15 protein-coding genes are annotated in these 16,754 nt (G+C 30.3%); 3 read left to right on the forward strand and 12 right to left on the reverse strand.

Annotated features, from left to right (window positions below):
* Positions 1 to 51: 51 nt before the first annotated feature.
* From Q0U74_RS01400 to crcB, 8 genes are all read right to left on the reverse strand, one after another.
* Positions 52 to 633: a hypothetical protein gene (locus Q0U74_RS01400; protein ID WP_297392235.1), complete on the reverse strand. Its 582-nt coding sequence runs from the start codon at positions 631 to 633 to the stop codon at positions 52 to 54.
* 48 nt (positions 634 to 681) lie between these two features.
* Entirely contained in the window at positions 682 to 1,074 is a 393-nt protein-coding gene (locus Q0U74_RS01405; protein WP_297392237.1) for a hypothetical protein, read from the reverse strand.
* Between the two features lie 212 nt (positions 1,075 to 1,286).
* Positions 1,287 to 1,517 (reverse strand): hypothetical protein, encoded by a 231-nt coding sequence (locus Q0U74_RS01410; protein WP_297392239.1) that lies wholly within the window; start codon positions 1,515 to 1,517, stop codon positions 1,287 to 1,289.
* A gap of 571 nt (positions 1,518 to 2,088) precedes the next feature.
* Positions 2,089 to 3,459 (reverse strand): M56 family metallopeptidase, encoded by a 1,371-nt coding sequence (locus tag Q0U74_RS01415; RefSeq protein ID WP_297392242.1) that lies wholly within the window; start codon positions 3,457 to 3,459, stop codon positions 2,089 to 2,091.
* The gene (locus tag Q0U74_RS01420) at positions 3,456 to 3,839 is read right to left on the reverse strand and encodes a BlaI/MecI/CopY family transcriptional regulator (RefSeq protein ID WP_297392243.1); all 384 of its coding nucleotides are present in this window, start codon (positions 3,837 to 3,839) and stop codon (positions 3,456 to 3,458) included. The genes Q0U74_RS01415 and Q0U74_RS01420 overlap by 4 nt, the downstream gene beginning before the upstream one ends.
* Positions 3,840 to 4,024: 185 nt before the next feature.
* Complete coding sequence (locus tag Q0U74_RS01425) at positions 4,025 to 6,100, reverse strand: sensor histidine kinase KdpD (protein ID WP_297392245.1); 2,076 nt, start codon at positions 6,098 to 6,100, stop codon at positions 4,025 to 4,027.
* Complete coding sequence (locus tag Q0U74_RS01430; protein WP_297392247.1) at positions 6,100 to 6,798, reverse strand: response regulator transcription factor; 699 nt, start codon at positions 6,796 to 6,798, stop codon at positions 6,100 to 6,102. The genes Q0U74_RS01425 and Q0U74_RS01430 overlap by 1 nt, the downstream gene beginning before the upstream one ends.
* Before the next feature lie 84 nt (positions 6,799 to 6,882).
* Positions 6,883 to 7,245 carry a fluoride efflux transporter CrcB gene (gene crcB, locus Q0U74_RS01435; protein WP_297392248.1) on the reverse strand — a complete coding sequence of 121 codons (363 nt, stop codon included), beginning with the start codon at positions 7,243 to 7,245 and terminating at the stop codon, positions 6,883 to 6,885.
* A gap of 84 nt (positions 7,246 to 7,329) precedes the next feature.
* Between crcB and Q0U74_RS01440 the strand changes: the two genes are divergently transcribed.
* Together Q0U74_RS01440 and alr are read left to right on the forward strand one after the other, a co-directional pair.
* The gene (locus Q0U74_RS01440) at positions 7,330 to 8,649 is read left to right on the forward strand and encodes a uracil-xanthine permease family protein (RefSeq protein ID WP_297392251.1); all 1,320 of its coding nucleotides are present in this window, start codon (positions 7,330 to 7,332) and stop codon (positions 8,647 to 8,649) included.
* A 102-nt stretch (positions 8,650 to 8,751) separates the two neighbouring features.
* The gene (gene alr, locus Q0U74_RS01445) at positions 8,752 to 9,909 is read left to right on the forward strand and encodes an alanine racemase (protein ID WP_297392253.1); all 1,158 of its coding nucleotides are present in this window, start codon (positions 8,752 to 8,754) and stop codon (positions 9,907 to 9,909) included.
* A gap of 86 nt (positions 9,910 to 9,995) precedes the next feature.
* Here the strand turns inward: alr and spoVG are convergent, their stop codons facing one another.
* Positions 9,996 to 10,310, reverse strand: a complete 315-nt coding sequence (spoVG, locus tag Q0U74_RS01450; protein WP_297392432.1) for a septation regulator SpoVG — start codon at positions 10,308 to 10,310, stop codon at positions 9,996 to 9,998.
* A 159-nt stretch (positions 10,311 to 10,469) separates the two neighbouring features.
* Here spoVG and murC point away from each other — a divergent pair, with 159 nt between their 5' ends.
* Entirely contained in the window at positions 10,470 to 11,852 is a 1,383-nt protein-coding gene (gene murC / locus Q0U74_RS01455) for a UDP-N-acetylmuramate--L-alanine ligase (RefSeq protein WP_297392255.1), read from the forward strand.
* Positions 11,853 to 11,936: 84 nt separating this feature from the next.
* Here murC and Q0U74_RS01460 read toward each other — a convergent pair whose 3' ends face one another.
* From Q0U74_RS01460 to Q0U74_RS01470, 3 genes are all read right to left on the reverse strand, one after another.
* On the reverse strand, positions 11,937 to 14,243 hold the full coding sequence (locus Q0U74_RS01460; protein WP_297392257.1) for a stalk domain-containing protein: 2,307 nt from the start codon (positions 14,241 to 14,243) through the stop codon (positions 11,937 to 11,939).
* A gap of 160 nt (positions 14,244 to 14,403) precedes the next feature.
* The gene (locus tag Q0U74_RS01465) at positions 14,404 to 15,471 is read right to left on the reverse strand and encodes an alanine--glyoxylate aminotransferase family protein (RefSeq protein ID WP_297392259.1); all 1,068 of its coding nucleotides are present in this window, start codon (positions 15,469 to 15,471) and stop codon (positions 14,404 to 14,406) included.
* 182 nt (positions 15,472 to 15,653) lie between these two features.
* The gene (locus Q0U74_RS01470; RefSeq protein WP_297392262.1) at positions 15,654 to 16,745 is read right to left on the reverse strand and encodes a PIN/TRAM domain-containing protein; all 1,092 of its coding nucleotides are present in this window, start codon (positions 16,743 to 16,745) and stop codon (positions 15,654 to 15,656) included.
* Positions 16,746 to 16,754 lie beyond the last annotated feature (9 nt).

A 16,754-nucleotide genomic window follows, 5' to 3' on the forward strand; every position in this document is an offset into this window, starting at 1 on the left:
AAGTCCGGTGAAATAATTTTCCACTGAACTTTCTTGTCTTTATAAATTTTTTTATTTTATTAAACTTTTTCCGTCAATTAAATTAATAAATTTTTCATTGCCCTTAATTGGCAAATAAATTTCATCTTTTTTAAATTTTAATTGAACATATTTATTACCAAAAATATTAATATTTTTAAAATCCACAATATCCTTTATTTTATAAACTCTATTGTTAAAAATAATTTCCTCATCTTTTATTACAATTCTCTTGATCATTAAATCAAGGAAAACAAAACTAATTATTAATAAAAGACAACTTTTCAAAAAATTTTCATATGACATTAGTAGTGCTAATAATTCGTGAGAAATATCTTCATTGTTATTTTCTGCAAATTTTAGAACTATAGCTCTAATTTGTGAAAATAAAAATTTAAAAAAGTTCATTTTATAGCCATCTCTTAAAACATCAAATAGACAGCCCATAAATTTCATAGCAAAGTAAAGCCATATTAAAAGGCAAAATAATGCAAAAAACAAATAAAGTGGATTTAGATTGTTGTAAATTTTATCTTTATTAAATTTTTTCCTTCTCGTATTTGCTCTAAAATTTAAAAGCAAAATCATAAAGCAAATAAAAATAATAAATTCCATTATTTCGCCTCTTCTTATATCTATGAACTTAATTATTAAATAAAAAATTTATTCAAAATCACTTGATTCTCCGTAAAAAGTTATTGCATAGGATTCCTTTTCAAATTTAATTACTTTATCCTCTGATATGGCAAAATAAAAAGTCTTTCCATTTAAGAATATATATTTGTTAAAGTCATTGTCCTCTAGTTTGTATATCCTCTTGTCCTCATCTTCTTTAAAATTACCTTTCTCTATAAGACTTCCATTACAAAAGATATAATAGACCTTTTTCTCAGTATCAAAGGACAATGAATAAAAATCTTTATTAAAACACACATAAGTTCCTCTCAAGAGGGGAACCACTGGATTTTGTAGTTTTTGCTGGAAAATAATTGTAGAACACAAGAGAATAATATTAAGAACAATTGAAATTTTGAAAAGTAAGTTTTTTTTATTCATTAGAAAAATCCCCCTTTTTATTTTAGCAATTAGCTTATTATTACTTTATCAAATTATATAATTGACGTTTTATTTATTCGATTTCTTACCTTTTTCTTAATCAATCATAACAGTTTTTTCAACCTTATTATATAAAAATACTTTATCTTTATAAATCGTTAAAAAGTCCGGAGCAATGATTTCCCACCGAACTTTCTTATTTTTCAATTTTCTTATTTTTTTGATTCAGTATAAATTTGCGTAGGTCCATCGGCAGCGCCGATCATTTCCAATTCGCCATCTCGAGTCATTTTTTTCCACTCATCTTGTGAAATTTTTCTATTGATTAACTTTTCCGTTTGACTTTTTGTCAATCCTCGATTCTCTTTTGCAATTGTATTATTTACGAAAAACCCTGCAAAAAATGACAAACAAATAAGAAAAATAGCTAAAACTTTCTTCAAAATATCACCTCCCTTTATGGAATTCTTGCACTTGTTGTTATGCTAAATTGACTACTTTCTCCCATAATATTTTTAAAATAAAAAGTAATATACAATACCCCACCATGTGTAACTAATATATACAAAAAATATTAGTAGTAATATCAATATACTTTTAATTATAAAAGCTTGATTATTCTTGGAATTTTTCTTACTAACATAAAAATCTATAGTTTTATATCCACCAAATAAAATAGGTATATTAATTATAATGCACATTAAATTTAGATAACTGTTTATAAATTTATCAGAACCTAAAAAGTCAATATTATATTTTTTGCCTAAGAATTTAAGACTAGCAAATAATATTAAACTTATTATTGAAATTCCATACATAAATCTTTTTTTATTGGTACGTCTATTTAATAAATAAACTAAAATTAAGTATATTATTATACTTATTATATATATTAAAAGCTGTTTTGTCCTCAACTTGTATCTCCTTTAAATGATTAATAAATAAGTTTACACTTTCTTACCTATTAACTTTGAAATATAATTAATATTTTATTTTTTATTATTTATAAGTTTTTTAATCCTCTCGCCATAAACTTATATTAATTTTATAAGTTATAGGTTTTACTGATTGATTTAATATAGTCACTATATAATTAGATCCACGATCAAGTCTAATTTTTAAATTCTTTCCCTCATTAAATCTTGATTCATATATTTTTTCGCCATTTTCCACTATAAGCACAGTATAATCTATCCCTTTTTTAGAATGCATCTCACTTGTTTTAATTGTAAAGCCCTTTTGATCTTCCTCGTAAAAGGACTGGAAATTAAATTTATAATCTATATGTTCAAAGGCTGGTATTATTTCTTTTTTCTTTACATATTTTTCGCCAACATCATTTACTAATATTTCATCTAAATCTAAGTTTTTATACTCTTCATCTGTTATTTCTTCCACTCTATTGTCTACCTTTACATAAACTTCTTTTATTCCCTCTGTATCCGATATTACTTCATTTTCATCTACCTCTATGGCATTGGTAAATACTGGTATATACAAGAATAATAAAAATATTAAAGTAAAGGTTCCTGACAGCGTCTTTTTCCAATTTTTCATGGTCAACATCCTTTCCTTAGTTGGGCTTAAATTTAAGACAAATTTATCATTTTGCCTTTCCACTAATTTAAGCATTGACTGGCAATAATTTTTCCTATTTTCTAGGCTATCTCCTATTTTTTCTATAACTATTTTGTCACAGTTTATCTCTATATCTTTCTCAAAATATTGTAAGCTAAGTATTAAAAAGGGATTGTACCAATAAAGGCATATTATTAAATTTTTTAAGTGACTTAATAAAATATGATATCTTTCTATATGCACTAGCTCATGAGTTAATACATGGTCTAATAAATCCCAGTCTTTTAAAATGCTTTTTTGTAAAATTATTTTGGGTCTAAATATTCCATAAGTTATAGGAGTGTCTAATTCATCATTTATATAAATTTTTACTTCTCTTTTTATATTAAATTTTTTTAGAGAATTATTTAAATGAGTCCTGTCCTTTAGTTCAAGAGAATTACTTAAGGCTTTTTTAAATTTTATAAATTGATATAGCGTATAGATAATGACTAAGCTTGATCCCACTATCCTATTAAATCGTGATATTGATGGGAACTTATCGGTTATGTAAATTGCTGCTTGATTTATCAGAATTGAGGGTGCGAAAATTGTCTTTATAAATTTTGAAGCTTCATAGGTTTTTACACTAAATAAAATATCTTTTGGAAATATTAAATATACTAAAAGAAGAGTCCATAATATAATATTTGCTCCCTTAGTGCTTTTTAAGTTTAATCTCCTTCTAAAGAGTAAAATCAAAATTAATATTATAATTGACTTTAAACTTTTATAAAGGACTACTGAACTGGCTACACCTATTCTCATTTTTCTTCCTTATCAAAATCTTTAAGAAGATTTTTTATCTCTTGAACTTCTTCTTCGCTTATTTTTTTGTCCTTTAAAAAGGTCCTGCAAATACTTATAAAGGATCCTTGAAATAATTTGTCTATGGCTTCTTCCCTTTGTTTTTGCAAGGCTTCTTCTCTTGTTACTATGGGTTTTATTGTGTACTTAGGATACCTTCTTGTTATTGCACCCTTTTCTAAAAGCCTGCCAAAAAATGTGTAGCAAGATGTCTTGCCCAAGTCATATTTTTTCTTTAATACTTTGGATAATTCTAGGGCTTGGATTTCTCCATTTTCATCTAGACACTCACCGTCCCACAAAACTTCCATTACCATAAGTTCTCCATTTGATAGTTCCATTTTCTCACCTCTTGTTTTTTTATTATTGTTAATATTTATATTTTCATCTTGAGTATATGCTATCGCTTTAGCTTTGTCAAGTTAAAGAAAAAAGTCCGGTGAAATAATTTTCAACCGAACTTTCTTCTGCATTGTATTTTAAAATCCTTTTAAGCTTATTATTTTAAATCCTATAGAATTTTATTTTAAAATTCTATCCTAACCTTAAATAAATCTCCGTCAATTTCTATGTCAAAGCTTGCACCGTGAGCTCTCACAAAGGATGAGGCTATTGATAGTCCAAGCCCTGAGCCTGATGTTGTCCTTGACTTTTCTCCACGAGTAAATCTTTCCATAAGTTCTTCTGCAGAAATGTTAAGTGGATACTTGGAAATATTTTTAATAGTTAGTTTTACTCCATCTTCTTCAATTAAATCAACATAAACTCTTGAGTTTTCTAGGGCATATTTAGAGATATTTGAGAATAAGTTGTCTAAAACTCTTGAGAATTTTTGTCCATCAATGTTAAGCATTACTTTATCTTCAGGAAGATTTGAAATTATCTCAATATTATTTTCTTTAATTTTATCTTCCCACTCGCCTATTGACTGTTGAACAAGAGAATTAAAGTCAAGCTCTTGCCTATCTAGTTCAATATTATTTGATGTCGCCTTTGAAACTTCAAATAAGTCTTCTATTAGGACCTTTAACTTGTTGGACTTTTCATTTATTATTTTCGAATACTCCTTAACTTCATCTTCTGTATTATCATCTTTTGATAAGAGATCAGAATAATTAATTATAGATGTCAATGGAGTCTTTAAGTCGTGGCTTACATTTGTAATGAGTTCTGTCTTTAATCTTTCAGATTTAACTGCATCTTCAATGGCAAGGTCTAGGTTCTCTCCAATATTGTTAAAGTTGTCGACTATGCCATCATAAAGGCCACCCTTTTTTTCAATGTTCTTTTTATAATTTCCCTTAACAATTTCACTGGACTCCCTGGAGATTCTCGCCACTTCATTTATATTTTTCATCAATATATAATAAATGAATATGCCAAATAATATCATTGGAATTACTATTCCTTCAAGAGCAGAGGAATATAATGATGCAAAGAAGAGGAATACTATAAACAGCACAAAACAAATTCCAAAATAAACTAGAGTGAATTTAATTTTTGCATTTTTAATATTTTTATTTTCTTCATCTATATTTGAAAATTCTGAAATAGCACCAGTAAAAATTCTATAAATTAATGAATTTTTAAGAAGATAATTTTCTGTATTCTTGTTAAATATGCTCTTTAATAAAATTACCAAATAATTTACTGTTAGTGAAACAATTACAAGACCAATTAAATATAAGAAATAGAAAATATACAAATTACTGTAAATTTGATTCATGCTTGATATTCCTGCAGCAGAAAAAGCAAATATTACAAATAGAATAATCACAAGTTCTATTGGGAGTTTGAAAACTTTCCTCAAGCTTTCGCTGCCGTCAACTTTTTCCATATTCATAAATATTCCAAGAAGAAGAGATAATATTGCAACTATTAATACGCTTACTCCAATTTGCACAAAAACTTGGTCCTTAAATACATCTCTTTCAATATCTTTAAAAACTTCATCGTCTAATGATGTGTAATAAGCAAACTTTAGATTTTTAACATTATTATTACTATTTAATTTACTAAAGGTTTCATTTAGAGCCCCTTTAAAAGACTTGTCGATAAAATTATAGTCACTATCCATAAGTCTTTTACTTTTTTGAACTTTATCAATCACTATACTATCATCAATTACCGAACCAGTAATCAAAAAGTCATTATTTCCCATTTCAATTTCTAGGGGATCAAATTCGTTTTTTTCATATTCATTAGTTAGGTAAAAAGTTTTATATTCAGATTTTATTTCTGGTTGGTCTATCATGCCTTCATCCAAATAAAGTTTTGGGTCAAGTCCCTTTTCTTTTAGGGCATCTTTTTTCTTTTGAGCTTCTATTACTCCTCTATCTGTAACAACATTTCCGTTTTTGTCAAAATATTTTAACTTATAAGACTTTATAGCATAGTTAAATTCTTTATAATTACTATAAAAATCATCATTGTCATTTACTGACATATTTAGAGTGTTATAAATCCTATTTTCTGTCATATTTCTTTTATAAGATGAATCAGGATTCTTAGAAAAGAAAAACGATCCTGCCAAAAGTGATACTAGGGAAATTGCTAAAATTATTAAAGTATAATTGGATAATTTGTAAGAATTTTTTTTCATTATTTTCGCCTCAAATCTTCAAATTTGTATCCAAGTCCCCACTGTACCTTTAGGTACATTGGCTTCTTTGGATTTACTTCGATTTTTTCTCTTATTCGCCTAATGTGAACTGTAACAGTCTTTGCCTCCATGGCTGGCTCATTCCACACGCTCTCGTAAATTTCTTCAATGGAAAAAACTCTGTTGGGATTTCTCATGAGTAGCTCCAAAATTTTAAACTCAATAGATGTTAGGGCAACTGGTTTATCTTCAACATAGGCAATTTTCTGAGATAAATCTAATTTAACACTGCCTATCTCTATAAAGTTTCTGTCATTCTTTAAATCGTAGGCATAAAATCTTCTCAAATTGCTCTTAACACGAGCTATGAGCTCCATTGGATTGAAGGGCTTTTGAATATAATCATCAGCGCCAATATTTAGTCCGAAAATTTTGTCAGTGTCCTCTGATTTTGCAGATAAAATAATTATTGGGACTACAGAAATTTCTCTAAGCTTAATAATAGCCTCTTCTCCAGATAAATTTGGCATCATGAGGTCCATTATTATGAGGTCAATTTTTTCATTTTTAAAAATTTCTAGGGCTTCAAGTCCATCATAGGCGTAAAAAATATTAAAATTTTCATTTTTTAGATAAATTCCAATTGACCTTGCAATTTCCTTGTCATCCTCAGCAATTAAAATATTGTATTTATCCATTACATCCCTCCTCTGCCATTATAATAGCAAATAATAATTACAAAAAAGTCTACAAAATTCTTACAAATTTCTTAAATTCTAATTTTAAAATTTTTCTAGTATTAAAAACCTTGCAAAGTAAATTGCTATAAGCGATAAAATTATGCTAATTAAGGCGTAAAAAATTGAAAGGTTTAAATTCCCATTCTTTTCTAAATTAAATATTTCAAAGGCAAAAGTTGAGAAAGTAGTAAAACCTCCGCAGAATCCAACCTTTAAAAATAAAATTAATCTAGGATCCAATTTATTTTTCTCAGCGTAAAAGGCAATTATTGCTAGGAAAAAAGCTCCCACTACATTAATTATAAGGGTGGCAAGGGGAAAATCTCCACCACTATTTATCTTGTTACTTAAAAAATATCTGAGACTAGAACCCAATGCCCCACCTAGGGCTACAAATAAATACATTTTTTGCTCCTTTCTATTATTGTATGACAAATGCTTATGTGCTAAAATCATTTTGTTATAATTATATTAAAAAAGGAGTTTATTGTGAAGGAATACAATGTAATGAAACTTGAATACGAAGTTGATGACAAGCCTAATTTTTTAAAATCCTCCCTACTTGGATTTCAAAATATTTTGACTGCCTTTAGTGGAATTATTGCAGTTCCACTTAGTATTGCTGCTATAGCTGGCACAAATGTTGCCGAGACTTCTGTGCTTATCTCTGCTGCCCTACTTGCCTCTGGTATCTGTTCTTTTATTCAAACCAAGGGCATATTTAAGGGCAACGCCAAGGTTGGTATAGGGCTTCCAACAATTATGGGAACAGACTTTGGCTTTGTGCCACCTGCCAATGCTGTTATTAATACCATGGGCGGCGGACTTGCAGGTTATTTTGGTGCAACTATAATGGGTGCCCTTTTAGAATTGATCTTAAGCTTTTTTATTAAGCCCCTTCTTAGATTTTTCCCAGAAGTTGTAACAGGTACTGTTATTACCCTAATTGGAATTACAATGATGCCCGTTGCCTTTGACTGGGTTGGAGGAGGTTATGGTGCAGAAAATTATGGCGACCCACTCTTTATTGGGATTGCTGTCTTCACTTTCCTACTTATAATTTTTATAAATCACTATGGCAGAGGTTTTGTAACGACGGCATCAGTTTTTTTAGCCATGATTATTTCCTACATTATTTGTATTCCACTACATCTTGTAGATTTTTCACAAGTTGCAGCAGCTCCTTGGATAAGGATACCAGAAATTTTTCCCTTTGGAGTTAAATTTGATTTAAAATTTGTAGTTCCCTTTATTGCAGGCTATCTTGTAACAATAATTGAAACTGTAGGAGTTATGAAAACTTTAGGGACAGTATGCGAAGTAGACTTATCTGATGCTGACATTGCAAGTGGTGTCAGAGCTGATGCCATTGGATCAATGCTCTCTCCAGTCTTTGGTTCAGGTGCAGCTCAAACCTTCAGCCAAAATGTTGGGCTAATTCCACTTACTAAGTGTGCTTCAAAAAAGGTCGCTCTTTATTCTTCCTTTATCTTGATTATTATGAGTTTATGCCCTAAATTTGCAACTTTAGTTTCCATTATGCCTACACCAATTCTTGGTGGAGCTGGAATTCTTATGTTTGGTACAATTATAGGCTCTGGTATGCAAGCTCTTAGCAAGGCAAAATTTTCTACAAAAAATATTATGATAATCGCTGGTGGAATTGGTGTAGGAATTGGAATAACTATGAAACCAGATATAGTGGCAAAACTTCCAAGCTTAATAGCAGCTCTTTTCTCATCAGGTATCTCTGGTGGAACTATTGTAGCTGTATTATTAAACATTTTACTTGTAGACAAGGAATATTAAAATTAAACTGCTCTTGGAGCAGTTTTTTTATGCAAAAAATTTTCTAAAGCCATTTACTGTGCTATAATGTTAAAAGAAATTCTCTTTTGAAAGGATAATAAGATGAAGGATTTTTTGACAAGACCAGCTTGGATTGAAATTAATTTAGATAATTTTGAAAACAATATTAAAGAAATAAAAAGTATAATTACTCCAGGAACAGAAATTATGAGCGTTGTTAAAAGTGACGCCTATAGACTTGGTGCCATTCCCCTTTCCTATGTGTCAAGGGAACTTGGCATAAAGTTTTACGGTGTTGCAACTTTAAGTGAAGCTTTGAGATTTAAAAAAGAGTTCCCAGACACTTCTATTTTAATTCTTGGTTACACACCTGCTCATCTCTTTGAAGATGCAGTAAAAAATGAAATCACCCTAACTATTTATACCCTTGAAGATGCTCTAAAATTAGATGAGCTTGCAAGGGACTTAGGCAAAAAAGCTAAGATTCACCTTGCCGTTGACAGTGGAATGTCACGAATTGGTTTTATTCCTGGTGAAAATTCCTTAAAAGAAGTTAAAAAAATTTTTGAGCTTGAAAATATTTTTGTTGAAGGAATTTTTTCTCACTTTGCTGCCAGTGAATCCGATCCAGAATTTACAAAAAGACAATTTACAACTTTTACAAATTTTATAAAAGAAATTGAAGATCTTGGCTACAAATTTACATACAAACATATTGCAAATTCTTCTTCTGTTTTATATCACAGAGAATACGATTTAAATATGGTAAGACCTGGAATAATACAATTTGGATATACAGATAGTGAAAAGCTCCCTGAAGAATTTGGACTAAAGGAATTTCTTTCAATTAAGGCGCAAATTGCAGCTATAAGAGAAGTAAAATCTGGCGAAACTGTTGGCTATGAAAGATTTTATAAGTGCGACAAAGACACTAAGGTTGTCACTCTTCCCCTTGGATATGCCGATGCTTTTCCAAGAATTTTGTCAGAAAAAATTGAAGTTTTAATTAATGGAAAGAGATGCAAACAAATTGGCTTAATATGTATGGACCAAATGATGGTTGATGCCACTGGAGTGGATTGTAAAATTGGCGACGAAGTTGTATTAGTTGGAAGGCAAGGAGAAGAAGAGATAAAAATTAGAGATATTTGTCACTTTTCTGGCGACTGCGAAACTTCCTTTATCACACACTTTAATAGAAGGCTTCCAAAATATTATTACAGACATGGCGAACTTGTCCATGTAAGCAAAATGGATTAAAATTTATAAATTTCAAAAAAAATTAACCCCAAAACTATAAAAGTTTTCGGGGTTTTTTCATTAAAAAGAGAGCACAAAGCTCTCTTTTATTCTTCTTCAATTCTTTCTTCTGCTTCAGGTTTTTCACTTTCTTCTGAATCTAATTTTTCTTTTACTGCATAATATTCTTTGAATATTACATCTTCCAATTCTTTTCTTGCTTCGGCATTGATAGGGTGAGCAATGTCTCTGTATTCTCCATTAGATAGTCTTCTGCTTGGCATTGCTAAAAATAAAGATTCATTTCCTTCTATTATTTTTATATCATGAAGCACAAATTCATTATTAAAGGTTACAGATACTATTGCTTTAAGCTTTCCTTCTGTTGGTAATTTGCGAAGTCTTACATCAGTTATGTTCATACAAGTATCCCTCTCTTTCTTTACCATATTATAGCACAACTCTGGTGCATAATAAATAAATTAATTAAATTATTTTTTATAATTTATTTAAATGGGGCCTTATTATTTCTTTCTTTATAAAAATTTGTGTTATAATTAAAAAGAATTGGAGGAAGTAAATTGTTTGAAATTAATATAGATAATAGTAAGTATAAAAATATATTTTTCATAGGAATTGGCGGCATTAGTATGTCAGCCCTTGCAGAACTCATGCTTTATAAGGGCTATAAGGTTTATGGAAGCGATAGAATGCCTTCTATTAACACTGAAAAACTAGAAAAAAATGGTGCCACAATTTACTATGAACACAAGAAAGAACATATTAAAAACATGGATCTTGTAATTTTTACTGATGCAATTTCCTTTGACAACGAAGAATACATGGAAGCAGTTAAAGAAAAAATTGACTTAGTAGATAGGGCAACTTTTTTAGGCGCAATTATGAAAAATTATAAAAAATCAATTGCAGTTTCAGGAACGCACGGCAAGACAACTACAACTTCCATGATAACTGAAATAATTAAAGATTTAGACTTAAATCCAACTATTATGCTTGGCGGTCAATTAAAGGACATTGACGGAAACATTAAAATTGGCGACGAAAATTTATTTTTAACTGAAGCTTGCGAGTACAAGGCAAATATTTTAAAGTACTTCCCTACTACAGAAATTATTTTAAATATTGACGAAGACCACTTAGATTATTTTGACAACATCGACCACATAATAAGAACTTTTAAGGGTTATGTGGACAATCTACATCAAGATGATTATGTTATTTTAAATGTTGACGACGAAAATGTTGACACCCTATTTCCAATTGATAACTGCAAGGTCTTTACTTTTGGCATAAAAAATAATGCAGACTTAAGGGCAGAAAATATAGATTTTTCAGAAGATGGTTTCCCTACTTATGATTTATATTTAAAGGGCAAAAAATTATGTCATGTTGAGCTTTCTGTTCTTGGAAGACACAATGTTTTAAATTCTCTTGCTGCTATTGCTGCAACTTATGTTAATAATATTCCAATTGAAGATGCAGTGGTTGCACTTAAATCTTATAAAGGTGTGGAAAGAAGACTTGAAGAAAAGGGTTATTACAAGGGCACAAAAATTATGGACGACTATGCTCATCACCCAACAGAAATAAAATCATCAATTCACGCAATTAAAAATGCCTGCAAGGGAAAACTCTATACAATTTTTCAACCTCACACTTACACAAGGACTAAGCTTTTATTAGATGCCTTTGCCAATTCCTTTGACGAGTCTGATGTAATTATAATCACAGATATTTATGCTGCTCGTGAAAAAGATTATGGCGACATTCACTCCAAAACTTTAAGAGATGCCATTTCAGACCACAGAGACAATGCTTTTTACATTTCTGGCTTTGATGATATTGTAAAATTCATCAAGGAAAATATAAAAAAGGACGATGTAGTTGTAACAATGGGTGCTGGCGATGTCTATAAAATTGGAGAAATGATTTTAGAAAAATAATTTTATTAATAATGGAACTCTCAAAAGGAGTTCCTTTTTTATTGCAAAAAAAAGATCTCCCTAAGGAGACCTCTCTTAAATAAATTAGTTAAATAAATTTGTAGTATTTTCTTTTGCATTATTGGTAGTGCTTACATTTCCCTTATTTTTTTCTGCATTAGAATTATTTGCATTTGCATTTTTATTTTTATTGGCATTTGCATTGGAATTCACATTTTGAGAATTATTTGTATTCTTTTTATTATTTTGTCCCTTTTGTGAATTGTTATTTACTGCATTTTTTTCATCAAGAGCTGGTGTCATGTCAGTCTTATTCTCTACTTTTTTATCTTCAAAAGAAGAAATTTCAATTATGCGACTTTCATTAATGTAATTAACAACCATATCTAAATTTTCTGCAATAAATCTAATTGGCACGAAAGTCCTGTCGCCCTTAATTATGGCAGCTTGGTCAATATTTACATCTTTTCCATCGATTTTTATAGTTTTTGAATCAATTGGTAGCACAATAGTTTTTCCCTTACTATTGACAGTGACAAGTCTATTGTCATTATCCCAATTTACTTCTCCACCAATGGCTTCCACGATAAATCTTAGTGGCACTAAAGTTCTATCATTCTTGATAAAAGGTTTAGCATCCATTTTTTTGCCTTGGCCATTTATGCTGTAGTTCACATCATTAATTTTCATCTTAATTAACTTTGTATTTTCATCATAAAGTGATAGAGTTGAAGTCTTGTCGCCAAGCTTAGCAATTATTTTTGGATTTCTTCCATAATCTTCTATATTAATATTAAAAGTATTTGGGTCCACACTTGCTGTCATGTCTTCAAAGGAATAATTTATAACTCTTGGTGAAATTTTTATTTTTCTGCCATTGTATTCGCCCTTAGAATCAAGACTTAAAGTCATTCCTCTTTTGATAATTTTATTTTTTGTGTCAATATTAAATTTAGTGTAGGCTGAAAGGTCTGCAACATTAATTTCTTTATTAATATTTTCGCCCTTATCAGTAATTACAGATAAATTATATTTACCTGGTGAAAGAGAAAGATAGGACAAGCCATTTAAAATATTTGCTCCATTAGAATTATCAGTCACTGTATAAGTTCTATTTTTTATGTCAATTGGATTTAAAAATTCATCCCATCCTGATTTTAATTTTAAATTAAGTTGCTCTCCTACAATTGTATTTAAATCACTTTCGAATTTTACATCAGAAATTATGCCAGTATTAGTAGTTGTGTTGAAAACACCAAGTCCATTGACAACTTTTCTTTCGCCAGCATTTCTTTCTGGATTAGTAACTCTTGTTCTCTTTAAATCTCCTAAATTTCTAACTGCCATGGCAGTGGAACCGCCACCATCTAAATTCATCGCCTTATATGCACCAAGGTCCAACATAAACTGAGACAACTCATTTAGTGAAAGGCCAGGAGATCTATTAGTCCTACCTTCAGCAGAAACAATGTAGACAGTTTTTCCATCTTGGCTAATACCAACAGCAGTTCTTGCTCTAACTCCGCCAATTGAATTGACATCCTTAGTGTATTTTTTTATAGCACCATTTTCTACAAGAAGGGCGTGACCGCCAATCATCATTTTCCAATTTCTATTGGGTTCGATGTTTGTATTAATTTGAAGTTTGTCGCCAACTTTTACATTGGCACGCATAAATCTTTCAGAGCCACCGCTAACTTGTAAGATTTTCTTTCCTTCAGGAATTTTCATGTCTATATTTTTTCTGTAGACAATTTGCTCAACTACATTGTCCTCTGATAAAAGAACTTCGCCAGCAGTTTTATCTCCCCTAGATTTTGAAGCCCAGAAAGAATTATACATTTGAATTTTTGATTCATGAGAATATTCCTTAGATGGTTGGTACCAATAGAAGGTCTTATTTAGTCCATCAATTGGATAAGATTTCCCATTGGGAGCAGTTACGCTTCCTACAAATTTTGTGCTGTCAATAAAGGCAGTGTTATTTTCATCAATTCCAAAGGACCAAATATCTGTTAAAACTGCAGGAGATGACTTCATATCTCCATCAATTATAGATGCACCTAGTGGCACACCTTGTAGTTGCATTGTAAAGAAATCTCCATTTACAAGAGCAACAGCATTAGTTCTGTCAGCCATTTGAGAAACAGTTGCCTTATTTGTATAAGTTCCTCCACCTGCAACCGTATTAATTTTTATATGTGGATTATTTAAATCAACTGTAACTACATTTGTCTGTGCATTCTTTTTATCTCTAGAGACTTCATACTTGTACCTTACAACACCTGGAGCAATTGGCTCCTTAAATAATAATTTATTGGCTGCAAAGACATTAGATGTAATAGTCATTAAAAATAAAAGCATTACAAGACTAATTCTTTTTTTATTCATTTCATCAACCTCGCTTACATAAAAAGTATAAAGGAATAAAAGTATTTTCTCAAAGAATTTTTTCATTTGTAACAAAAACTTAATCATAAATCTAATTTTTAGGAAAATTTCTACAAAAAAATATCCTGCCTTAAGCAAGATATTTTATCATTTATTCAATTTACTTTTTTAAAATTTCATCAAAAACTTTAGTAAATTCCCTCATGTCATCTAAACTTGTGTCACCCATGTGTCCAACTCTGAAAGTTTTATCAGCCATAGGTCCATAACCATTGGAAATTACCATTCCTCTATCAAGAAATTCTTGATTTAACTTTTTGAATTCTAAATTTTTTGTATTTTTTACACAAGTAATTGTTGGTGACAAATACTTTTCATCGCCAAAAACTTCAAAATTTTTGTTTGCCCAAGCCTTGAAATAATTTGACATCTCTAAGTGTCTCTTAAATCTATTTTCAAGTCCCTCATCATTTACTATATAGTCAAGTTGATACTCTGCTGCAACCATATTAGAGATAGCAGGAGTTGATGGGTATTGGTATTCATGTTCCTTAGAATAATTATAAAGAAGTAGTAAGTCTAAATAGTGACCTCTGTTTTCTACAGTCTTTGCCTTTTCTACAGCCTTTTCAGAGAAAGATGCAAAGCTAAGACCTGGCACAAGACCTAAACACTTTTGCGAAGATGTAATAGCAATGTCTATTCCATATTTATCCTGATCAATTGGAGTACCTCCAGCTGAACTTACTGTATCAAGAGCCCAAATAATATCTGGATGTTTCTCAATTACTCCTTTAAGTTCAGAAAGGCCATTTAAGATACCAGATGATGTTTCGTTGTGAGTGATCCCAACAAAATCATATTCCTTTTTCTTTAAAAGATCTTCCAATTTATTTGGATCAGTAGCTTCCCCTGGCTCAGCCTTTAAAATGTCTGTCTCAATTCCATTTTCAAGACCAAGTCTTTGCCAAAGCTCACCAAAGGAGCCTAAAGAACAAATCAAAGCCCTCTTCTTTGTGCAAGACTTAATAGCACCTTCCATAAGTCCAGTGCCTGATGATGTTGAAGTTAAAATATATTCCTTAGTTCCAAAAACTTTTTGCATATTTATAAAAATTGACTTTTGAATTTCTGATGCGTCCTTAGTTCTGTGTCCTATAACAGGTTTTTCAAATTGTTTTAAAACTTCACTGCGAACTGACACAGGACCGGGTAAAAATAGCTTCATTTTTATTCCCCCTATCTATGCTAAAATAATAATATAAAATTTTAGTATAGTCAAATAAAAAAACTTTGTAAGCTTGCAAATAATTATTTTGTTTACATTCGCTTTACTAGTTTTACTAATTAAATTATTATTATATTTATTCAATCAATAAAAGAACTCTGCCCATGACAGAGTTCTTAAAATCAATATTTTATTTTGGCAAAAATCATTTTTCCTGCTGAAGTTTGAAGTGCACTTGTTACAATTACATTTACACTTTCGCCAATGAGTTCCTTTCCATTTTCAACGACAATCATAGTACCGTCGTCAAGATAGCCAAGACCTTGATTTTGTTCCTTGCCTTCCTTTACCAGTAAAATTTTCATCTCTTCGCCTGGAAGATAAAGTGGCTTAACTGCATTTGCAAGTTCATTGACATTTAAAACAGTTAGGTTTTGAACCTTTGCAACTTTGTTTAAGTTGTAATCATTTGTGACAATTTTGCCACCTATATCACTGGCAAGTTTTAAAAGTTTTGAATCAACTTCAGGAATTTCTTCAATTTTTCCCTTATAAATTATAACTTCAACATTTTTTAGTTCTTGAATTTCTGCTACAGTATCAAGACCACGCCTACCCCTGTTTCTCTTTAGGGAATCGGCAGAATCTGCAATGTGTTGAAGCTCTTCTAATACAAATACTGGAACTACAAGAGGTCCTTCAATAAAACCTATCTTTGCAATATCAAGTATTCTTCCGTCTATAATAACAGAAGTATCTAAGACTTTTGGAACGCCTTCACGAGCTTTAATATTTTCCTTTGGCTTTGCTGTTCTCTTAGCTGCCAAAGAAGTTAAATCTCTAACTTTTTCTGAAATAGTGTCCTTGTTTGACATTCCAATATTTAAACCTAAGTAACCAAGCATACCATAAAGTAAAATTGAAATTACAGAACCCACATAGGGAATTGGTATCTTGTAAATAGGTTGTGAAATTAAAAATGCTATTATAAGACCAAGAATAAGTCCCACAGCACCCAGTATTACCTCTGTAAAAGATTTTGTTTGGATTTCTCTTTCCCAAAAAGCCAAAAGATCCTCCAAAGTCCTAAAGGCCTTTGGTGAAAGTATAAAAAATATAAGTGCAAATAAAAGTACAATAATGACAGTAACAACTGTCACAATTTTTTGGCTTCCAATACCCTTTACAAATTTCATGTCTGATAATAGAGACACGATGAAAATACCGAATAGTGCACCTATTAAAGTGAATAGCACCTTAAAAATTTTGGACACAATTTTTCG

This window comes from uncultured Peptoniphilus sp. (genome assembly GCF_946998875.1).
In the GTDB taxonomy this organism is placed as follows: Bacteria; Bacillota; Clostridia; order Tissierellales; family Peptoniphilaceae; genus Peptoniphilus_A.